The following is a 21006-nucleotide window of genomic DNA, read 5'->3' as shown; positions in this document are numbered from 1 at the left end:
TCCGAGCCCCGCCAGCAGGCTTCCCCGCTGCCCACGGCGGAACCCCCACTCTGGCCCCGGGGTCCCGGCCGGCACCAGAGCCGTGCGGCGGGTCAGTCGGTGAGCGCGGCGTACATCGCGGTCCAGAAGTCCTGGCAGACCGGCGGCGGGGCCGGGGAGCTCCAGGCCCGCGAGGTGAGCAGCACGCCGACCGTGCCGCGCACCGGGTCCACCGCCCAGGAGCTGCCCAGGCCGCCGTCCCAGCCGTACTGCCCGGCCGGGTGGCCGAGTTCGGCCGTCCGGGTCACCACCGCGACGCCCATGCCCCAGCCCCGGCCGTCGAAGTAGCCGGGCACCAGCTGACCGAGCGTCTTCTGCTGCTCGGTCAGCTGATCGGTCGCCAGCAGCTCGACGGTGCCGGGGGAGAGCAGTCGCCGCCCGCCGTACCGGCCGCCGGCCAGCAGCATCCGGCCGAACGCCAGGAAGTCGTCCACGGTGGAGACCAGGCCCGCGCTGCCGGCCGGGAAGGCCGGGGGCGCGGCCCACTCGCCGTTCACCTCGTCGTAGACGGCGGGTCCGCCGTTTCCCGGGTCGCCGGCGTAGCAGGTGGTGAACCGGTCCAACTGGTCGGCGGGCACGTGGAAGCCGGTGTCCCGCATGCCCAGCGGTTCGAAGACCCGCTCGCGCAGGAACTCCTCGAAGGGTCGGCCGCTGGCCCGGGCGATCAGCACGCCCAGCACGTCGAAGGCGGTGTTGTAGAGCCAGCGCTCGCCGGGCTGGTGCATCAGCGGCAGGGTGGCGAACCGGCGCAGCCACTCCTCCGGCTCCGGCGGCAGGGCGGGGTGCGGGGCGTGCTGGCCGAGGTCCAGCACCTCCATCGCGCGCTGGATCGGGTAGCTGCCGGGCGGGGCCATGACCAGGCCGGTGCCCATCCGGAAGGTCAGCAGGTCACGCAGGGTGATCGAGCGGTGTGCCGGCACCGTGTCGTCCAGCGGGCCGAGCGGGTCGGCCAGCACGCGGCGACCGGCCAGCTCGGGCAGCAGCTCGTCCACCGGGCCGTCGAGCCGCAACCGGCACTCCTCGGCGAGGATCAGCGCCGCCACGGCCGTCACCGGCTTGGTCATCGAGGCCACCCGGAAGAGCGTGTCCCGACCCACCGGCCCGCCGCCCAGCGAGCGCTTGCCCAGCGCCTCCACGTGCACCTGGTCACCCTGCGCGACCAGGGCGACTAGCCCGGGCACCCCGCCGTGCGCCACGTGCCCGGCCAGCACGTCGTGCAGCCCGGTCAGCCGCTCCCTGTCGAACCCCATGCGTGTGCTCCTGTCTGCGCTCCGGCTGACGGGCCGTCGGATCCCGCTCCGATCCTGCCAGTCGGGGCGGACGAACCGGGGCAATCACCGCGCCGCCGGGCCAGCGGATAGCCTGGTCGCACGATGAACCTCTTCACCACCGCCCGGGGCGAGCTGCGGCTCTCCCGCTACCCGGAGGACCCGCGCGAGCAGTTGCGGGCCTGGGACGCCGCCGACGAGTACCTGCTGAACCACCTGTACGGCGCCGCCGACCCGGACCTGCTGCCGCCGGACACCCCGCCCGCGGACCCGGCCGGCGAGGTGGTGGTGCTCGGCGACCGCTGGGGCGCGCTGACCACGTCGCTGAGCACGGGAGGGGCCGCCACCCCCACGGAGCCGCGCCCGACCCTGGTCACCGACTCCCACCTGGCCCGCGAGGCGACCCGCGCCAACCTGGCCCGCAACGGCGCCGACCCGGCCGCCGCGCGCCTGCTCGCCAGCACCGACCCGGCGCCCTGGGGCCCCCACCCGGCCGAAGGCCCGGGGAGGATCGACCTGCTGCTGGTCCGGGTGCCGAAGAGCCTCGCCTTCCTGGAGGACCAGCTGCACCGGCTGGCCCCGGCCCTGCACCCGGGCAGCGTCGTGATCGGCACCGGCATGGTGACGGAGATCCACACCTCCACCCTCCAGCTCTTCGAGCGGATCATCGGCCCGACCCGCACCTCGAAGGCGGTCCGCAAGGCCCGGCTGATCTTCAGCACCCCGGGGGTCGAGACCCGCCCGGCCAACCCCTGGCCGCTGCGCCACCACCTGCCCGAAGGCATCGGGGTGCTCTCCGGACGGCCCGTCACCAACGTGGCCGGCGTCTTCTGCGCGGACCGGCTGGACATCGGCACCCGGTTCCTGCTGGAGCACCTGGCGGTCCGGCCCGGGCCGCTGCAGGTGGTCGACCTGGGCTGCGGCAACGGGATCCTCGGCACCGCCGCCGCGCTGGCCAACCCGCAGGCCGCGGTGACCTTCGTCGACGAGTCCTTCCCGGCGCTCGCCTCCGCCGAGGCGACCTTCCGGGAGAACGCCGGCCCGGACGCCGCCGCCACCTTCCTCGCCGCCGACGGCCTGGGGCCCGACGCGGTGGCGGCCGTGCCGCCCGGCTCGGTCGACCTGGTGCTGAACAACCCGCCGTTCCACTCCCACCAGGCCACCACGGACGCCACCGCCTGGCGGATGTTCACCGGCGCCCGCCGCGCGCTGCGCCCGGGCGGCGAGCTCTGGGTGGTCGGCAACCGGCACCTCGGCTACCACGTCAAGCTGCGGCGGATCTTCGGCAACTGCCAGACGGTGGCGGGGAACCCGAAGTTCACCGTGCTGCGCGCCGTCAAGCGCTGAGCACGAGCCGGCCGGTCAGGCCGCGGCGGTGCACTGGAGCTCGACCTCGGCGTTCCAGCGGATGGGCCGCGCCAGCGTGTAGCTCACCCACTGGTTGACCTGGGTGCACCCGCTCGACGGGTAGCCGGCGCTGTTCGCCGCGCTGTCCGCGGCGGCCGTCGCGTTGCCGAGCGCGCCCTGGTAGAGCAGGGACCAGCCGGTCCCGTAGAAGTCCTGGGTGGAACCGGGCGCGGCCTGCCGGGGAGCGGCCGCCCGGGCGGAGGCCGGGGTGACTCCGAGGAGCAGCAGCGCCCCGGCGGCGAGCGCTGCGGCGAGAACGCGATTGGTCGTCAGCATGGGGTCGGTCCCTTCGGGATGACGGTCCGTGCGGCAGCACGGCGGGCAGTACCTTGGCAGCCGTGGTGCCGGTGTGTCGCCAGTGGTTCCGGGGGCGGACGGCACTTTGGCGGGATCCGGCCCCACTTTGGCGCGCCCCCGTCGCGGGGCGGTGCCGGGTGGACCCGTCAGCCCGTCAGCCCGTCAGCCCGTCAGCCCGTCAGCCCGTCAGCCCGTCAGCCCGTCGGCCTGGCGACCCGTCAGCGCCGCGGTCCCGCCACCGCGTACAGCACGGTGCCCGCCGCCAGCAGCGCCCACGCGGTCGCGGCGGACGCCGTCGTGGCGGGGGAGTAGAGCATCCAGCTGCCCACCTGGCCCACGACGCCGGGCGCGACCGGCGCCAGCAGGGTGTAGCCGAGCCAGCCGGTCGGCAGGGTCCAGGCGAACGGTGCCCCGCACAACACCGCCCCGAGCGCGGCCAGGCCGATCAGGCCCGCGCCGTCCCGGACGACGAACGCGGCCGGGGCGAGGTCCGGGCCCGCCGCCCGGACCGCCAGCAGCGCCGCGCCGGCGACCGCGCCGCCCAGCAGCACGTGCGCCGCCCGGCGCAGCGGCCAGCGGATCGCGGCCGTCCGCTCCAGCGCCTCGTCCGGCCCGCCGAGTCCGATCGAGGCGGCCGCCACGTTCGCGGTGAGCACCAGGAGCGCGACGTTCAGACCGGGGCCGTGGCCGCCGCCCTGGCCGAGGGCCCACAGCGCCAGCGCGACCAGCGTGATCGCGGCGGCCGAGGCGGGTACCTGCCGCGAACGCGCGTACAGCGTCAGCCACCTCACGAGGACGCCTCCCCGGTCAGTGCCGCGAGCCCGTCCTGGCAGGAGAGCGCGGCGGCGTGCGCCCGGGCGATCCGCGCGCGCTGCTCGGCCGGCGGCAGGGCCGTCAGCTGCTGCCAGGCGGCTTGCGCCCGCGCCCACGCACGCTGCCCGTACTCGCCGGGGTCCGGCTGCCGCAGCGGTTCGAGCCGGTGATCGCCGAGGGCCCAGCTCGCGACGATGCTCTGCACGGGCACGTCGACCAGCCCACCGCCCTCCCACGGGGTGCGCGGCGCGCAGTTCGGCGCCAGGCCCTGGGCGACCAGGACGCGGGTCAGTCCGTCCCCCGACGCACCGACGACCAGCGGGTCCTCGAAGTCGACCAGCAGCACGTCGCCGGCGAGTTGGCGGTCGTCGGCGAGCGCGCGCAGCGCGGTCTCCTCCCGCACCGAGGCCGGTGCCCCGTCGCCCAGGGCGTCGTGCAGCAGGCGCAGCGCCTCCTCGGCGCGCGGCGCGAGTGCGGCCAGCTGCGAGCGGTGCGCCTGCGTCACGCACACCGGGCCGTCGCAGACCAGGGCGGCGGCGGCCCGGTCGACGACGTAGCTGCCGCGCGGGTCGGCCGGCAGGATCAGCAGGGCCAGGGCCGCGCCGGCCAGCACGGGGGCCGCCGCGAGCAGCCGGGCCCGGCGGGTCGCGGCCGACAGCAGGCCGAGTCCGGTGGCGAGCAGGCCGAGCAGCCAGAGCGCCTGGCCCAGGTGCACGGAGCCGGACAGGGTCAGCAGCAGCTCCCGCGGCTCCGCGACCGCCGGGGACAGCAGGGCGAGCCGGTTCGGCGCGGTGCCCGACGGCAGCAGCCCCTCGTTGTCCTGACGCAGCAGCAGCTCCGCCAGGAGGAGCAGCATCACCAGGGCCGGCGGGGTGAGCACGGAGGGGAGGGCCCGGGCGGCGCCCATGCCGAAGACCGCCGCCGCGACCAGGGCCAGCGCGGCCACCAGCGAGATCGGCAGCCAGCCGAGGGACGTCAGGTGGCCGGTGGGGCCGAGCGCCACTCGGACCGCGCCCACCAGGACGACCAGGCCGAAGCCGGTGACCAGCGCGAGCGCCATCGCACCGGCCGGCGCCGCCGCGCGGCGCCAGGCCGGCAGCGGGGTGGTCGCGAGCAGCTCGGTCATCCGCGAGCGGGAGTCGCGCAGCCCGTACACCGCCCCCGCGCCCGCCGCCAGCGGCCACCAGTAGGCCAGCCAGGACCGGGTCCACAGCGCCATGGGGGTCCACTGGGCCGTCCACCCGGCGGTGCCCCGCCACCAGATCCCGTCGATCAGGAAGAGGATCGCCACGCTGCCGCCGAGCACGACGACGCCGGGCCACGGCGCGACGGACCGCTTCAGCTCGATCCCGAGCACCCGCGCGTTCACCAGGTCCCCCGCTGCTGCCCGGAGTTCTGGAGCAGGGCCGAGTAGCCGCGCTCCAGCGGGCTGTCGCCCGGGTACTCGGAGCCGCCCGCCGCCGCCAGCACCTCCGGGGTGCCCTGGAAGACCAGGCGGCCCTCGGCGAACAGCACCACGTCGGAGCAGGCGGCCGCGACGTCCTCGACCAGGTGGGTGGAGACGACCACGCAGGCGTCGCGGCCCAGTTCCTGCAGCAGCTCGCGGAAGCGCAGGCGCTGCGCCGGGTCCAGACCGGCCGTCGGCTCGTCGAGGAGCAGCAGCACGGGGTCGTTGACGATGGCCTGGGCGATGCCGGCGCGGCGCACCATGCCGCCGGAGAGGGTCTTCATCCGGTGGTCGGCGCGGTCGGCCAGGCCGACCCGCTCCACGGCGCGCTGCACGGCCGCGGGGACGTCCGCCTTGGGCACCTCCTTCAACCAGGCCATGTACTCGACGAACTCACGCACCGTGAAGCGCTTGTAGTAGCCGAACTCCTGCGGCAGGTAGCCGATCCGGCGGCGCAGCGCACGCAGGTCGCCCGAGCCGCCGACCGCGGTGCCGCACAGCCGCAGCTCGCCGCCGGCGGGGCGCAGCACGGTGGCCAGGGACCGGATCAGGGTGGTCTTCCCCGCCCCGTTGGGCCCCAGCAGGCCGTGGGTGCCGGTGCCCAGGGCGAGGTCGAGTCCGTCGACGGCCATCTTCTTGCGTCCGGCCCGCACCTTCAGGTCGGTGGCCTGGATCTCCCAGGCGTAGGTCCTCGGCGCGGTGTCGGCCGCGCTCGTCATCGGTGGCATGAGCTGCTCCCCTTCTTCAGCGAGTTCTTCAACGAGGTCGAGGTGCGACGAGGGCTTCACAGCGTCGAGTAGGCGTTCCTGCGGGCGATCACGGTGCCGGTGCCGAGCGCCAGGAGCACGGCCCACACGGGCAGTTGGTCCGACAGCAGGGCGAGCGGGAGGCGGCCGTCGCCCCAGGGCACCGCGATGACGGCGCCCCAGGCGGCCACCAGTGCGGCGGCGGCGCGGGTCACGCCGATCACGCTGCCCAGCGCCAGCGCGGTGGAGGTGAAGGCCAGGGAGGGCAGCAGCCACTGCGCGGCCGTGGTGGCCCCGGTCAGCAGGCCCCCCACCAGGAGCACCGGCACGACCACCACGAGGGCGGCGGTGGCGCGCCGCAGGAGCAGCGGCAGACCGGCCCGGGCGGTGGCGGCGGTCAGCTCGTGCGCCGGGTCCAGGGCGCGCGACCAGGCCCCGGCGACGGCGCACAGCGGCAGCACGGGCGCGATCAGCACCAGGGGCGAGGCCCCGTCGAAGGCCGGCGCCCCGGCGCTGCCCAGCGCCAGCGCCAGCAGGGCGACGGCGACGGTCACGGCCAGCCACGGGGCCGCGGCCGGCGTCAGCCAGGTCGTCACCCAGCTCGGGCGGCGGCGCCGCGCGGGCGTCTGGACGGCTGCGTCCAACTGCGGCTCCAGACCGGCCCGGACGGCGTCGACGAGCGCGGCGACGCCCGGCGCCCCGGTGGCCACGGCGGCCGCCAGGCGGCCCCGGCACGGCGCGCAGGTCTCCAGGTGGGCCTCCAGGGCCCACACGGTGTCCGCGGCCATCGCCGCGTCACCGCGCGCGTACTCGTCGAGCAACCGCGTCGACGCATGGTCGGTGCTCATGCCAGTGCCTCCCGCATCGCGATCCGGGCCCGGCGGGCGCGGGTCTTGACCGTGCCTTCGGGCAGTCTGAGCAGCACGGCGGTCTCCCGAACCGAGAGCCCGTCGAGCACCATGGCCTGCAGGACCAGGCGCAGTTCCGGCGCCAACTGCCGCAGGGCGTCGCCGACTTCGCCGCCGACAGTGGCGGCCAGTGCCTCGTCCTCCGCGGCGGGCACCACGGCCCGCTCGGCGGCGGCCGCCGGCGGTTCGGCGTGGTGGGCGCGGCGGCGGAACGCGTCGACCAGGCGGCGCGCCGCGATCGTCCACACCCACCCGACGCCCGTGCCGCCGATCGCGCTGCCGGCGAACGCGCCGGCCGCGCGCCACACCGCCAGATAGGTCTCCTGCATGACCTCGGCGACGATCTGCTCGTCCGCGCAGCGGCGGCGCAGCCGCACCGCCAGCCACGGCGAGGTGCGGCGGTACAGCTCGTCGAACGCCGCCCGGTCACCCCTGGCGACCAGCCGGAGGAGGTGCTCCTCGTCCAGCTCGTCCAGTGCTCTCCTGCGTGATCTCACACCAGCCAGACGGCTGCTGCGGCCTGCGGGTTCTACATCGGAAGTGATCTGCGTCACAGAACCCACCGCCCACGCCGGGGCCCTCAGGCTACCCATCGCAACTCCTTGCATGAATGTTCCGCAGTGCGTATATTCATGCCAAGTTGTCGTGGGCAGCACGTCATGGTCAGGGAGGATGGCAGTCATGGCCTTGCGGGTCGCAGTCGCCGGGGCGAGCGGGTACGCGGGCGGTGAGGTGCTGCGCCTGCTGCTCTCCCATCCCGAGGTGGAGATCGGCGCACTGACCGGCGGCTCCAACGCCGGCACCAAGCTCGGCGAACTCCAGCCGCACCTGCTGCCACTGGCCGACCGGGTGCTGGAGCCGACCACCACCGAGGTGCTGGCCGGGCACGACGTGGTCTTCCTCGGTCTGCCGCACGGGCAGTCCGCCGCCGTCGCCGAGGCGCTCGGCGAGGACGTGCTGGTGGTGGACTGCGGTGCCGACTTCCGGCTGAAGGACCCGGCCGACTGGGAGCGGTTCTACGGCTCCGCGCACGCCGGCACCTGGCTCTACGGCCTGCCCGAGCTGCCCGGCCACCGCGCGGCGCTCAAGGGCACCAAGCGGATCGCCGTGCCCGGCTGCTACCCGACCGCCGCCACCCTGGCGCTCTTCCCGGCCTACGCGGCCGGGCTGGCCGAGCCGGAGGCCGTGATCGTCGCGGCCAGCGGCACCTCGGGCGCCGGCAAGTCGGTCAAGACCCACCTGCTGGGCAGCGAGGTGATGGGCTCGGTCAGCCCGTACGGCGTCGGCGGCGTGCACCGGCACACCCCCGAGATGTCGCAGAACCTGACTCCGGTGGCCGGCGAGCCGGTGACCGTGTCGTTCACCCCGATGCTGGTGCCGATGTCCCGCGGCATCCTGGCCACCTGCAGCGCCAAGGCCAAGCCGGGGGTGACCGCGGGCGACCTGCGGGCCGCCTACCGGGCCGCCTACGGTGACGAGCCGTTCGTCCACCTGCTGCCCGAACTCCAGTGGCCGCAGACCAAGTCGGTGGCGGGCTCGAACAACGCGCTGGTCCAGGTGGTGCTCGACGAGCACGCCGGCCGGATCATCGCGATCAGCGCGATCGACAACCTGGTCAAGGGCACCGCCGGCGGCGCGGTGCAGAGCATGAACATCGCCCTCGGCCTGCCCGAGCAGCTGGGCCTTCCCGTGAACGGAGTCGCACCATGAGCGGCAGCACCGACAGCACCGACAGCACCGACAGCATCGGCGTCACGGCGGCCCAGGGCTTCCGCGCGGCGGGCGTCACCGCCGGGATCAAGGCCTCCGGCACCCCGGACCTGGCCCTGGTGGTGAACGACGGCCCGTCCTTCGCGGCGGCCGGCGTCTTCACCTCCAACCGGGTCAAGGCGGCCCCGGTGCTCTGGTCGGAGCAGGTGCTGAAGGGCGGTCGGCTGGCCGCGGTGATCCTCAACTCCGGTGGTGCCAACGCCTGCACCGGCCCGGCCGGCTTCCAGGACACCCACACCACCGCGGAGCGGGTCGGCGCGGCGCTCGGCGTCGGGGCCGGCGAGGTCGCGGTCTGCTCCACCGGCCTGATCGGCGAGCGGCTGCCGATGGACCTGCTGCTGCCCGGAGTCGGGCTGGCCGTCGGCGAGTTGAGCCCGCAGGGCGGCGAGGCCGCGGCGATCGCGATCAAGACCACCGACACCGTGCACAAGACCGCCGAGCAGCGCAGCCCGGCCGGCTGGACGGTCGGCGGGATGGCCAAGGGCGCCGGCATGCTGGCCCCGGGCCTGGCCACCATGCTGGTCGTGCTGACCACCGACGCGGCCGTGGACGCACCGGAGTTGGACGCCGCGCTGCGCGCCGCCACCCGCACCACCTTCGACCGGGTGGACTCCGACGGCTGCATGTCCACCAACGACACGGTGCTGCTGCTGGCCTCCGGCGCCACCGGCACCGCCCCGGACGGGGACGAGTTCGCCGAGGCGGTCCGGCTGGTCTGCGCCGACCTGGCGCGTCAGCTGATCGGCGACGCCGAGGGCGCCAGCAAGGACATCCGGATCGAGGTGACCGACGCCGCCACCGAGGACGAGGCGGTCCAGGTCGCCCGCACCATCTCCCGCAACAACCTGCTCAAGTGCGCCATCCACGGCGAGGACCCGAACTGGGGCCGGGTGCTGGCCGCGATCGGCACCACCGACGCCGCCTTCGACCCGGACCGCCTCGACGTGGCGATCAACGGGGTCTGGGTCTGCCGGGACGGCTCGGTGGGCGAGGACCGCGCGCTGGTCAGCATGAAGGAGCGCGAGGTGGTGATCACCGCCCGGCTGAACGCCGGCGCGGCGAGCGCCACGCTGTGGACCAACGACCTGACCGCCGACTACGTGCACGAGAACAGCGCCTACTCCACCTGAGCCGCGAGACCTGAGCCGCGAGGACTACCCGTGCAGATCGCACCCAAGGGCGAACAGGCCCGCAACAACACCGCGCTGCCCAAGGCGATGACGCTGATCGAGGCGCTGCCCTGGCTGGAGCGGTTCCACGGCAAGACCGTGGTGATCAAGTTCGGCGGCAACGCCATGGTCGACGACTCGCTCAAGTCGGCCTTCGCCCAGGACGTGGTCTTCCTCCGGTACGCCGGCCTGCATCCGGTCGTGGTGCACGGCGGCGGCCCGCAGATCAGCGCCCAACTGGCCAAGCTGGGCCTGGAGTCCACCTTCACCGCGGGCCTGCGGGTGACCACCCCGGAGACCATGGACGTGGTCCGGATGGTGCTGGCCGGCCAGGTCCAGCGCGAACTGGTCGGCCTGCTCAACGAGCACGGCCCGTTCGCGGTCGGGATGACCGGCGAGGACGCGCACACCATGACGGCCGTCAAGCGGTACGCGGTGGTGGACGGCGAGCAGGTGGACATCGGCCTGGTCGGCGACATCGTCAACATCGAGCCCGGCGCCGTCAAGGCGCTGATCGCGGACGGCCGGATCCCGGTGATCTCCAGCGTGGCCCGGGGTGCCGACGGCCACGTCTACAACATCAACGCCGACACCGCCGCCGCCGCGCTGGCCAGTTCGCTCGGCGCCGAGATGCTGGTGGTGCTGACCGACGTCGAGGGGCTGTACGCCGACTGGCCCAACTCCGATGACGTGATCAGCCAGCTGACGGCCAGTGAGCTCGAAGCCATACTGCCGACCCTGGCCAGCGGCATGCTGCCCAAGATGGAGGGCTGCCTGCGCGCGGTGCGCTCCGGGGTGGGCACCGCCCGGGTGCTGGACGGCCGGGTGCAGCACAGCCTGCTGCTGGAGATCTTCACCGACGAGGGCATCGGCACCATGGTGGTGCCGGACGACGAGACGACCGTACTGGGGGGCTTGGCATGACGAGCGACGAGGCAGGTTCCAACAAGGCTGTGTCCAACAAGGCTGTGTCCAACAAAGAACTGACGGACCGTTACCAGGCCGCCTTCACCGACAACTACGGCACCCCGCGGCTGCCGCTGGTCAAGGGCGAGGGCTCGGTGGTCTGGGACGCCGACGGCAAGCAGTACCTGGACCTGGTCGCCGGCATCGCGGTCAACGCGCTGGGCCACGCGCACCCGGCGCTGCTCGCCGCGGTGACCGCCCAGCTCGGCACGCTCGGCCACGTCTCCAACCTGTTCACCAGCGAGCCGACCATCGCGCTGGCCGAGCGGCTGCGGGCGCTGGACCCGCGGCCGGGCCGGGTCTACTTCTGCAACTCCGGCACCGAGGCGCTGGAGGCCGCGTTCAAGCTCAGCCGGCTGACCGGCCGGACCGGGCTGGTCTCGCTGCAGGGCTCGTTCCACGGCCGGACCATGGGCGCGCTGGCGCTCACCGGCCAGCCGGCCAAGCAGGACCCGTTCCGCCCGCTGCCGGGCGACGTCACCCACGTGCCGTTCGGCGACGTCGAGGCGCTGCGGGCGGCGGTCACCGAGCGGACGGCCGCCGTGGTGCTGGAGCCGATCCAGGGCGAGAACGGCGCGATCCCGCTGTCGGCGGAGTACCTGCTGGCGGCCCGGGAGATCACCCGCGCGGCCGGCGCGCTGCTGGTGCTGGACGAGGTGCAGACCGGCATCGGCCGGACCGGCCACTGGTTCGCCCACCAGGCGGTGCCCGGCCTGGAGCCGGACGTGGTGACGCTGGCCAAGGGCCTCGGCGGCGGTCTGCCGATCGGCGCCGTGATCGCCTACGGCGCGGCGGCCGAGCTGCTGAAGCCCGGTCACCACGGCTCCACCTTCGGCGGCAACCCGGTGGTGGCGGCCGGCGCGCTGGCGGTGCTGGACACCATCGAGTCGCAGGGCCTGCTCGCCCGGGTCCAGCAGCTCGGCGAGCGGCTTCGCACCGGCATCGAGGCGATCGGCGACCCGCTGGTGGCCGGGGTGCGGGGCGCGGGCCTGCTGCTCGGGATCGTGCTCACCGAGCCGGTCGCCGTCCAGGTGCAGGCCGCCGCCCAGCAGGCCGGCTTCCTGGTGAACGCCGCGGTGGCGGACGCGGTGCGGCTGGCGCCGCCGCTGGTGCTGACGGACCGGCAGGTGGAGGAGTTCCTGGGGGCGCTGCCGGCGGTCCTCGCCCAGGTCCGGGCCGAGCTGGACGCCCGGCAGGACGACCCGGCCGCGCAGGCCGGCGAGTAGTCCGGAAGAATCATCATCATGACAGTGCCCCCACCCGACCAGCCCGCCCCGGGCCCGACGCCGCAGGTGCCGCAGACCCGGACCGCGCGGCACCGCCGGATCGTCGACCTGCTGACCCGTCAGCCCGTCCGCTCGCAGAGCCAGTTGGCCAAGCTGCTGGCCGACGACGGGCTGGTGGTCACCCAGGCGACGCTCTCCCGGGACCTGGACGAGCTGGGGGCGGTCAAGATCCGCAACCGGGACGGCGCGCTGATCTACGCCGTCCCGGCCGAGGGCGGCGACCGCACGCCGCGCGCCCCGATGGGGGAGTCGGCCAGCGAGGGCCGGATGGCCCGGCTGGCCGGCGAGCTGATGGTCTCGGCGACCGCCTCCGGCAACCTGGTGGTGCTGCGCACCCCGCCGGGCGCCGCGCAGTTCCTCGCCTCCGCGATCGACACCGCCGAGGTGTACGAGATCATCGGCACCATCGCCGGCGACGACACGGTGCTGCTGATCAGCCGTGACCCGGCCGGCGGCCAGGCCCTGGCCGACCACCTGATGCAACTCGCCCAGTCCCGCACGGACCGGTGAGGACCGGACCATCGGGGCCCGGAGCGGCGAAGCCGGACCATTGACGCTCCACCGTTGACGCTGACCATTGAAATCCGGCCAATCTCGGACAGCGTGATCCGATCCGTCGTGCACAGCGCAACGGCGCGTTAAGTTGGCAGCACGGATAGTTGGTTGCCCGAGGCAACGGGCTCGGGTGGCCTTCTCCCTTCGCCCCCGACGAGGTACCGCCATGCACGTGAGTGTCGATCAGGACCGTTGTTGCAGCTCCGGCCAGTGCGTACTGGCCGTCCCCACCGTCTTCGACCAGGACGAGGAAGAGGGGGTGGTGCGTCTGCTCGACGCCGACCCGTCCCCGGAGCTCGACGAGAAGCTCAGGACCGCCGCCGCGCTCTGCCCGGCCGGCGCGATCAGCCTGACGGAGGTGGCCCGGTGACCAGCCTCCACGAACCCCCGCACGAGACCGCCGAGCTGTTCACCTTCCCGCAGCCCCGGGCCACCGGCTGCCCCTTCGACCCGCCCCCCGCGCAGCGCCGCCCGGCCACCCGGATGGCGCTCTGGGACGGCGCGCCCTGCTGGATGGTGACGGACTACCAGGACGTCCGCACCGTGCTGAGCGACCGCCGGTTCAGCGCCGACGCCCGGATCGAGGGCTTCCCGTTCTTCGCCCCGGGCCGGCGCGCCTTCATCCGCGACGAGCCCGCCTTCATCCGGCTCGACGACCCCGAGCACCAGCGGCTGCGCCGGATGATGACCGGCGACTTCCTGGTCAAGCGGGTGGACCAGCTGCGCCCGCGGATCCAGCGGATCGTCGACGACGCGCTGGACGCGATGATCGCCAAGGGCGCGCCGGCCGACCTGGTCGCCGACTTCGCCTTCCCGATCCCCTCGCTGGTGATCTGCGAGCTGCTCGGCGTGCCCTACGAGGACCACGAGTTCTTCCAGCGGCAGAGCCGGCTGGTGCTGGACGCCACCGCCGGCGCCGAGCAGGTCAAGGCGGCGATGGACGACTTCAACGCCTACATGACCGAACTGGCCGCCTCCAAGAAGGGCGAGGAGGACGGCATCGTGGCCCGGCTGGCCTCCCGGGAGGACCTGACGCCCGGTGAGGTGGCCTCCAACGCGCTGCTGCTCCTGCTGGCCGGCCACGAGACCACGGCCAACATGACCTCGCTGTCGACCCTGGTGCTGCTGCGCCACCCCGAGCAGCTGGCGAAGCTGCGGGCCGAGCCCGAGCTGGTCAAGGGCGCGGTCGAGGAGCTGCTGCGGTACCTGACGATCGTGCACACCGGCCTGCCCCGGGTCGCGGTGGAGGACGTCGAGCTGCCCGGGGGAGCGGTGGTCCGGGCCGGCGAGGGCGTCTTCGCGATGATCGCCGCGGCCAACCGGGACGAGGAGATGTTCGGCGCCGGCGAGGAGTTGGACATCACCCGGGACGCCCGCCGCCACCTGGCCTTCGGCTTCGGCGTGCACCAGTGCCTGGGGCAGCCGCTGGCCCGGGTGGAGCTGCAGATCGCGCTGGCCACCCTGGTGCGCCGGCTGCCCGGGCTGCGGCTGGCGGTGCCGTTCGAACAGGTGCGGTTCCGCACCGAGTCGCTGATCTACGGACTGCACGAGCTGCCGCTGGCCTGGTGATCCGTCAGCAGTCCACGGCTGATCCGTCAGCACTCCACGGCCCGCTCCGGGGTTTCCCGGGGCGGGCTTTGAGTTTCATGCAGAGTCGTGCATACTTATGCCTATCAGCGCATGAGAACTCCGCAAGGGACCCTCACTGCCGCTCGCCCCTGCACGCACCGCGAAGAAGGAGAAAGCCGTGACCGAGCGCGTCGTACTCGCCTATTCGGGCGGTCTGGACACGTCCGTCTGCATCGGCTGGATCGCCGAGGAGACCGGCGCCGAGGTCATCGCCGTCGCGGTCGACGTCGGCCAGGGCGGCGAGGACCTCGACGTCATCCGCCAGCGCGCCCTGGACTGCGGTGCGGTCGAGGCCGAGGTCGCCGACGCCCGCGACGAGTTCGCCGACGAGTACTGCCTGCCGGCGCTCAAGGCCAACGCCCTCTACCAGGGCCAGTACCCGCTGGTCTCGGCGCTCTCCCGGCCGGTGATCGTCAAGCACCTGGTCGCCGCCGCCAAGAAGCACGGCGCCACCACCGTCGCGCACGGCTGCACCGGCAAGGGCAACGACCAGGTCCGCTTCGAGGTCGGCATCCAGTCGCTGGCCCCCGAGCTCAAGTGCATCGCCCCGGTCCGCGACTACGCGATGACCCGGGACAAGGCGATCGCCTTCGCCGAGGCCAAGGGCCTGCCGATCGCCACCACCAAGAAGTCGCCGTACTCGATCGACCAGAACGTCTTCGGTCGCGCCGTCGAGACGGGCTTCCTGGAGGACATCTGGAACGCCCCGATCGAGGACGTCTACGAGTACACCCAGAACCCGGCCACCCCGCGCGAGGCCGACGAGGTCGTCATCACCTTCGAGGCCGGCGTGCCGGTCGCGATCGACGGCCGCAAGGTGACGGTGCTCCAGGCGATCGAGGAGCTTAACAAGCGGGCCGGCGGCCAGGGCATCGGCCGGCTCGACATGGTCGAGGACCGACTGGTCGGCATCAAGTCCCGGGAGATCTACGAGGCCCCCGGCGCGATCGCCCTGATCACCGCCCACCAGGCGCTGGAGAACGTCACCGTCGAGCGCGAACTGGCCCGCTACAAGCGGCAGGTGGAGCAGCGCTGGGCCGAGCTGGTCTACGACGGCCTGTGGTTCTCCCCGCTCAAGCGCGCCCTGGACGGCTTCGTCAACGAGGCCAACCAGCACGTCACCGGCGAGATCCGGATGGTGCTGCACGGCGGCCGCGCGGTGGTCAACGGCCGCAAGTCGGCCCAGTCGCTCTACGACTTCAACCTGGCCACCTACGACACCGGCGACACCTTCGACCAGTCGATGTCCAAGGGCTTCATCGAGATCTTCGGGATGTCCTCGAAGATCGCCGCCCGCCGCGACCTCGCCTGACCCTCCCTCAGCACCCAGCCGACCGAACGCAAGGAGCGCCCCCGATGCCGTCCGACCAGCAATCAGATGTCCGCCTCTGGGGCGCTCGCTTCGCCGACGGCCCGTCCGAGGCGCTGGCCAGGCTCTCCGCCTCGGTCCACTTCGACTGGCGGCTCGCCCCGTACGACATCGCCGGCTCCAAGGCGCACGCCCGGGTGCTCAACAAGGCCGGGCTGCTGACCGAGGAGGAGCTGGCCGCGATGCTGGCCGGCCTGGACCGGTTGCTGGCCGACGTCGAGTCGGGCGCCTTCACCGGCACGGTCGCCGACGAGGACGTGCACACCGCCCTGGAGCGCGGCCTGCTGGAGCGGCTCGGCCCCGACCTGGGCGGCAAGCTGCGGGCCGGCCGGTCCCGCAACGACCAGATCGCCACCCTGTTCCGGATGTACCTGCGCGACCACGCGCGGATCATCGGCGGCCTGCTCCTCGACCTCCAGGAGGCCCTGGTCGGCCTGGCCGAGGCGCACCCGGAGACGGCGATGCCGGGCCGCACCCACCTGCAGCACGCCCAGCCGGTGCTCTTCGCCCACCACGTGCTGGCCCACGTGCAGGCGCTCGGCCGGGACGCCGAGCGGCTGCGCCAGTGGGACGCCCGCACGGCGGTCAGCCCGTACGGCTCCGGCGCGCTGGCCGGCTCCTCGCTCGGCCTGGACCCGGAGGCGGTCGCCGCCGACCTCGGCTTCGAGGGCGGCTCGGTGGGCAACTCGATCGACGGCACCGCGGCCCGCGACTTCGTCGCCGAGTTCGCCTTCGTCACCGCGATGATCGGCGTCAACCTCTCCCGGATCGCGGAGGAGGTGATCATCTGGAACACCAAGGAGTTCGGCTTCATCACGCTGCACGACGCCTTCTCCACCGGCTCCTCGATCATGCCGCAGAAGAAGAACCCGGACATCGCCGAGCTGGCCCGGGGCAAGTCCGGCCGGCTGATCGGCAACCTGACCGGCCTGCTGGCGACCCTCAAGGCGCTGCCGCTGGCGTACAACCGGGACCTCCAGGAGGACAAGGAGCCGGTCTTCGACTCCTGCGACACGCTCGAAGTCCTGCTGCCCGCCTTCACCGGCATGATGGCCACCCTGACGGTCCATCGGGAGCGGCTGGAGGAGCTCGCCCCGGCCGGCTTCTCGCTGGCCACCGACATCGCCGAGTGGCTGGTCAAGCGCGGCGTGCCGTTCCGGGTCGCGCACGAGGTGGCCGGCGCCTGCGTGAAGGTCTGCGAGGGCCAGGGCATCGAGCTCTGGGACCTGACGGACGAGCAGTTCGCCTCCATCTCCGCGGACCTGACGCCCGAGGTGCGCGAGGTGCTCAGCGTGCACGGCGCGATCGGCGCCCGCAGCGGCCGGGGCGGCACCGCGCCGAGCGCCGTCGCGGTGCAGCTGGGCGAGGTCAAGGCCGACCTGGCCACCCAGCGCGAGTGGGCGGCCCCGGCGGGCTGACGCCCGGTCGGGGCTGCGGCAATCGGCGGTCCGCCGGTCACCGTCCGCGTGATTTGCGCCACCTGCGGGATGCGGGCGGGTTGAGAACAGCTGAAGGCTGGGTAGAGCGCTGGCGAACGTAGCGGCCGGAATCGGCTGGTACGGTCTAGCGCTACTCCCCGGTCTGGGCCGATCCCCGGCCGGGCAGACCTCCGGCTGGCCACTCGGCGCTGACCCTCACGCTGTGCGCCGGGACTTGACGATGGGAGGCCCCCGCACATGGGCATGAGCGTGATCATCTCGGCCGCGACCGAGCAGGACACCGAGCAGATCCTGAAACTGCAGTACCTCGGCTACCAGAGCGAGGCCGAGCTCTACGGCGACTGGTCGATCGAACCGCTCACCCAGACCCTGGAGAGCCTGCGCACCGAGCTGGCCGAGCGCCACGTGCTGGTCGCCCGGCTCGGCGACGAGGTGGTCGGCACGGTCCGCGGCTGGATCGACGCGGACGGCGTCGGCCGGATAAACCGCCTGGTCGTGCACCCGCGGATGCAGCACCACGGCCTCGGCGGCCGGCTGCTCCGCGCGGTCGAGGACCGACTGCTGGCCCAGGGCCCGGTGCGCGCCTTCCAGCTCGCCACCGGCCACCGCAACCTCGGCAACCTGCGGCTCTACACCGCCCAGGGCTACCGGCAGTCCGAGGTCCGCCAGGCCGCCCCCGGCCTGAGCCTGGTCACCCTGGAGAAGCCGGCCACCCAGCCGCTGGCCACCGCGGTCTGAACCGGTCTGAACCAATCTGAGCTGGCCCGACGAGCGGCTCCACTCTCCCCGAGGGTGGAGCCGCTCGCGTTTTCCCTTGCGGCGACTGCATCGTGTCCGCAATGCGGACGCAACGTCCTGTTCATTGGGACTCATGCGCATCATCTGTTTTACTGGTTCTCATGACTGCGACGACGAAATCCACCGCCACCGGCACCATGCCGGCAGGTGTGCGTGGCATGTGTTGTCGAATGTGCCGGTCCTGACCGGGCGCTGACGCCGGGTTGACACCCGCCCCGCCCCTGCGGCCCTGACCGAGGCCGCCCCGCACGCCCCGCCCCGCACGCACCGCGTCGCACCCCCTCGCACCACCCCGCCCCCGGCCCGCGCCGGACGCATACGCACGCCCAGTGCTGCGCGGGCACCGTGCGAGGACGAACACCCCACCCTCCCCCGGAGTTACGGAACCAGCTGTGATCACCACCACAGGCCTTTCAAAGGTCTACACCTCTCGCGGCAAGGAGACCGCCGCCCTGCGCGGCGTCGACCTGCACGTGCGCGAAGGCGAGGTGTACGGAGTCGTCGGCACCAGCGGTGCCGGCAAGAGCACCCTGATCCGCTGCGTCAACATGCTGGAGCGCCCCAGCTCCGGCACCGTCACGGTGGACGGCGTCGAGCTCACCGCACTGCGCGGCAGCGCCCACCGGGCCGGCCGGGAGCTGCGCGAGGCCCGCCGCCGGATCGGCATGGTCTTCCAGCACTTCAACCTGCTCTCCTCGCGCACCGTGCAGGAGAACGTCGAGCTCCCGCTGGAGATCACCGGCCTGGACCGCGCCGCCCGCCGCCGCAAGGCCGCCGAGCTGCTGGAGCTGGTCGGCCTGGCCGACAAGGCCCGCAACTACCCGAGCCAGCTCTCCGGCGGCCAGAAGCAGCGGGTCGGCATCGCCCGGGCGCTGGCCGGCGACCCGAAGGTGCTGCTCTCCGACGAGGCCACCTCGGCGCTCGACCCGGAGACCACCCGCTCGGTGCTGGAGCTGCTGCGCACGCTCAATCAGGAGCTCGGCCTGACCGTGCTGCTGATCACCCATGAGATGGACGTGGTCAAGTCGGTCTGCGACTCGGCCGCGCTGATGCGCGACGGGCGGATCGTCGAGTCCGGCACGCTGACCGACCTGCTCGCCACCGGCGAGTCCGAGCTGGCCCGCGAACTCTTCCCGCTCGGCGCGCCCGGGGGGAGCGGGTACTCCGACGGCACCGTGCTGGAGATCACCTTCCAGGGCGACAGCTCCGGACAGCCGTTCATCTCCCAACTGGCCCGCACCTACCAGATCGACATCAACATCCTGGGCGCCGCGGTGGAGACCATCGGCGGCCGCCAGGTCGGCCGGATGCGGGTCCAGCTGCCCGGCACCCACCAGGACAACGTCGTGCCGATCGGCTACCTGCGCGAGCAGGGCCTGCAGGTCGACGTCGTCACGACCGCCCACCGGACGGGAGCCCTCGCATGACCTGGGACGACATGCAGCCGCTGCTGCACGACGCGACCATCGAGACGTTCCAGATGGTCGGCATCGCCACCCTGGTGACGCTGCTGCTCGGCCTGCCGCTCGGGGTGCTGCTGGTGCTCACCGACAAGGGCGGCCTGTGGCAGAACCGCCCGGTCAACAAGGTGGTCGGCGCGGTCGTCAACGTCGGCCGCTCGCTGCCCTTCGTGATCCTGCTGGTCGCGCTGATCCCGTTCACCCGCTGGGTGGTCGGCACCTCGATCGGCTGGCAGGCCGCCACCGTGCCGCTGGCCGTCGGCGCCATCCCGTTCTACGCCCGGCTGGTCGAGGGCGCGGTGCGCGGCGTGGACGGCGGCCTGGTCGAGGCCGTCCAGTCGATGGGCGGCTCCACCTGGGCGGTGGTCCGCAAGGCCCTGCTGCCCGAGGCACTGCCCGCCCTGGTCTCCGGCCTCACCACCACGGTGATCGCGCTGATCGGCTACTCCGCGATGGCCGGCACGGTCGGCGGCGGCGGGCTCGGCAACCTCGCCATCACCTACGGCTACATGCGCTTCGAGACCGGCTTCATGGTCGTCATCGTGATCGAGCTGGTGGTGCTGGTCACCCTGGTCCAGCTGCTCGGCGACCTGATCGGGCGCCGGCTCGGCCACCGCGGCGCCACCGCCGGCCTGCTCGCCCGCCTGCGCCGCACCGCCTGACGCACCCTCACCGACTTCCGCCCCCGAACCCCCGGGTGCGCGGCCACCCCCTCGTGGAACCAACGGAGAAAGGCACTTTTCGTGCGTACCGTCCTGAAGATCAGCACCGCCGCCCTCGCCGTCACCGGCCTCACCCTGGGCGCCACCGCGTGCTCCGGCTCGTCCTCCTCGAACAGCGCCGACAAGCCGCTCGTGGTGATCGCCTCGCCCACCCCGCACGCCCAGATCCTGGACTACGTCCGGGACAACCTGGCCGCCAAGGTCGGCCTGAAGCTGACGGTCCGCGAGGTCTCCGACTACACGCTGCAGAACCCCGCCGTGCAGGACGGCTCCGCCGACGCCAACTACTTCCAGCACGTCCCGTACCTGAACGACTTCAACAAGACCCACGGCACCGACATCGTGCCGGTCGAGACGGTCCACCTGGAGCCGCTCGGCGTCTACTCCAAGAAGGTCAAGAAGGCCGCCGACCTGGCCGACGGCGCCTCGGTCGCGGTGCCCAACGACGCCACCAACGAGGGCCGCGCGCTCAAGCTGCTCGCCGACAACCAGGTGATCAGCCTGAAGGACGGGGTCGGCACCGCCGCCACCATCCACGACATCACCGGCAACCCGAAGCACCTGAAGTTCAAGGAGCTCGACGCCGCCCAGCTGCCGCGCGCGCTGAGCGACGTGGACGCCGCCGTGATCAACGGCAACTACGCGGTCGGCGCGGGCCTCAAGCCCGCCACCGACGCGATCCTGCTGGAGAAGGCGGACAACAACCCGTACGCCAACGTGCTCGCCGTCAAGAAGGGCAAGGAGAACGACCCGCGGGTGCAGAAGCTGGCCCAGCTGCTGCACTCCGACGAGGTGAAGAAGTACATCGAGGACAACTTCCAGGGCTCGGTCATCCCGGCCTTCTGATCCCTCGCACACCCGGGGCCCCGTCCGTCGGCGGGGCCCCGCGGCACGTCCCGGAGCTGACGCCCGGTCACC

Annotated in this window: 21 protein-coding genes; 14 read left to right on the top strand and 7 right to left on the bottom strand. The window is 73.2% G+C overall.

Going from position 1 to position 21006, the window contains the following annotated elements; genetic code table 11:
- Positions 1 to 92: 92 nt before the first annotated feature.
- Complete coding sequence (locus FHX73_RS01030; RefSeq protein ID WP_145902795.1) at positions 93 to 1289, bottom strand: serine hydrolase domain-containing protein; 1197 nt, start codon at positions 1287 to 1289, stop codon at positions 93 to 95.
- Between the two features lie 123 nt (positions 1290 to 1412).
- On the opposite strand from FHX73_RS01030, the gene FHX73_RS01025 reads away from it, so the two are divergent.
- A complete protein-coding gene (locus FHX73_RS01025) occupies positions 1413 to 2654 on the top strand; it encodes a methyltransferase (RefSeq protein WP_145902794.1) in 1242 nt (413 codons plus the stop codon).
- A gap of 15 nt (positions 2655 to 2669) precedes the next feature.
- Here the strand turns inward: FHX73_RS01025 and FHX73_RS01020 are convergent, their stop codons facing one another.
- The 6 genes from FHX73_RS01020 to FHX73_RS00995 form a co-directional block, all read right to left on the bottom strand.
- Positions 2670 to 2990, bottom strand: a complete 321-nt coding sequence (locus FHX73_RS01020) for a hypothetical protein (RefSeq protein WP_145902793.1) — start codon at positions 2988 to 2990, stop codon at positions 2670 to 2672.
- A gap of 239 nt (positions 2991 to 3229) precedes the next feature.
- On the bottom strand, positions 3230 to 3802 hold the full coding sequence (locus tag FHX73_RS01015) for a hypothetical protein (protein WP_145902792.1): 573 nt from the start codon (positions 3800 to 3802) through the stop codon (positions 3230 to 3232).
- Entirely contained in the window at positions 3799 to 5193 is a 1395-nt protein-coding gene (locus FHX73_RS01010; protein ID WP_145902791.1) for a hypothetical protein, read from the bottom strand. The genes FHX73_RS01015 and FHX73_RS01010 overlap by 4 nt, the downstream gene beginning before the upstream one ends.
- Positions 5190 to 5999, bottom strand: coding sequence for an ABC transporter ATP-binding protein (locus FHX73_RS01005; RefSeq protein ID WP_145902790.1), 810 nt, complete (start codon positions 5997 to 5999; stop codon positions 5190 to 5192). The genes FHX73_RS01010 and FHX73_RS01005 overlap by 4 nt, the downstream gene beginning before the upstream one ends.
- Before the next feature lie 56 nt (positions 6000 to 6055).
- Positions 6056 to 6865 carry a zf-HC2 domain-containing protein gene (locus tag FHX73_RS01000; RefSeq protein ID WP_170304798.1) on the bottom strand — a complete coding sequence of 270 codons (810 nt, stop codon included), beginning with the start codon at positions 6863 to 6865 and terminating at the stop codon, positions 6056 to 6058.
- Entirely contained in the window at positions 6862 to 7422 is a 561-nt protein-coding gene (locus tag FHX73_RS00995; RefSeq protein ID WP_145902789.1) for an RNA polymerase sigma factor, read from the bottom strand. Before FHX73_RS00995 ends, FHX73_RS01000 begins: the two co-directional genes overlap by 4 nt.
- 184 nt (positions 7423 to 7606) lie before the next feature.
- Between FHX73_RS00995 and argC the strand changes: the two genes are divergently transcribed.
- The 13 genes from argC to FHX73_RS00930 all read left to right on the top strand — a co-directional run bounded on the left by argC (position 7607) and on the right by FHX73_RS00930 (position 20934).
- Positions 7607 to 8635: an N-acetyl-gamma-glutamyl-phosphate reductase gene (gene argC, locus FHX73_RS00990; RefSeq protein WP_145902788.1), complete on the top strand. Its 1029-nt coding sequence runs from the start codon at positions 7607 to 7609 to the stop codon at positions 8633 to 8635.
- 35 nt (positions 8636 to 8670) lie between these two features.
- Positions 8671 to 9825, top strand: coding sequence for a bifunctional glutamate N-acetyltransferase/amino-acid acetyltransferase ArgJ (gene argJ / locus FHX73_RS00985; protein WP_145907978.1), 1155 nt, complete (start codon positions 8671 to 8673; stop codon positions 9823 to 9825).
- 87 nt (positions 9826 to 9912) lie between these two features.
- Positions 9913 to 10788, top strand: a complete 876-nt coding sequence (argB, locus tag FHX73_RS00980; RefSeq protein ID WP_145907977.1) for an acetylglutamate kinase — start codon at positions 9913 to 9915, stop codon at positions 10786 to 10788.
- Complete coding sequence (locus FHX73_RS00975; protein ID WP_211786106.1) at positions 10785 to 12056, top strand: acetylornithine transaminase; 1272 nt, start codon at positions 10785 to 10787, stop codon at positions 12054 to 12056. Before argB ends, FHX73_RS00975 begins: the two co-directional genes overlap by 4 nt.
- Before the next feature lie 18 nt (positions 12057 to 12074).
- Entirely contained in the window at positions 12075 to 12626 is a 552-nt protein-coding gene (locus tag FHX73_RS00970; protein ID WP_145902787.1) for an arginine repressor, read from the top strand.
- A gap of 211 nt (positions 12627 to 12837) precedes the next feature.
- On the top strand, positions 12838 to 13041 hold the full coding sequence (locus FHX73_RS00965) for a ferredoxin (protein ID WP_145902786.1): 204 nt from the start codon (positions 12838 to 12840) through the stop codon (positions 13039 to 13041).
- Positions 13038 to 14240, top strand: coding sequence for a cytochrome P450 (locus tag FHX73_RS00960; RefSeq protein ID WP_246213284.1), 1203 nt, complete (start codon positions 13038 to 13040; stop codon positions 14238 to 14240). Before FHX73_RS00965 ends, FHX73_RS00960 begins: the two co-directional genes overlap by 4 nt.
- Before the next feature lie 178 nt (positions 14241 to 14418).
- Positions 14419 to 15612 carry an argininosuccinate synthase gene (locus tag FHX73_RS00955; RefSeq protein WP_145902785.1) on the top strand — a complete coding sequence of 398 codons (1194 nt, stop codon included), beginning with the start codon at positions 14419 to 14421 and terminating at the stop codon, positions 15610 to 15612.
- Between the two features lie 44 nt (positions 15613 to 15656).
- Positions 15657 to 17087: an argininosuccinate lyase gene (argH, locus tag FHX73_RS00950; protein WP_145902784.1), complete on the top strand. Its 1431-nt coding sequence runs from the start codon at positions 15657 to 15659 to the stop codon at positions 17085 to 17087.
- Positions 17088 to 17345: 258 nt separating this feature from the next.
- Positions 17346 to 17846: a GNAT family N-acetyltransferase gene (locus tag FHX73_RS00945; protein WP_145902783.1), complete on the top strand. Its 501-nt coding sequence runs from the start codon at positions 17346 to 17348 to the stop codon at positions 17844 to 17846.
- Positions 17847 to 18298: 452 nt separating this feature from the next.
- Positions 18299 to 19333 carry a methionine ABC transporter ATP-binding protein gene (locus FHX73_RS00940; protein WP_170304797.1) on the top strand — a complete coding sequence of 345 codons (1035 nt, stop codon included), beginning with the start codon at positions 18299 to 18301 and terminating at the stop codon, positions 19331 to 19333.
- Positions 19330 to 20028: a methionine ABC transporter permease gene (locus tag FHX73_RS00935; RefSeq protein ID WP_145902782.1), complete on the top strand. Its 699-nt coding sequence runs from the start codon at positions 19330 to 19332 to the stop codon at positions 20026 to 20028. The genes FHX73_RS00940 and FHX73_RS00935 overlap by 4 nt, the downstream gene beginning before the upstream one ends.
- Positions 20029 to 20109: 81 nt before the next feature.
- Complete coding sequence (locus FHX73_RS00930) at positions 20110 to 20934, top strand: MetQ/NlpA family ABC transporter substrate-binding protein (RefSeq protein WP_145902781.1); 825 nt, start codon at positions 20110 to 20112, stop codon at positions 20932 to 20934.
- Positions 20935 to 21006 lie beyond the last annotated feature (72 nt).

The sequence above is a fragment of the Kitasatospora viridis genome (assembly GCF_007829815.1).
Lineage (GTDB): Bacteria > Actinomycetota > Actinomycetes > Streptomycetales > Streptomycetaceae > Kitasatospora > Kitasatospora viridis.
This window is presented reverse-complemented; position numbering and strand designations above follow the sequence as displayed.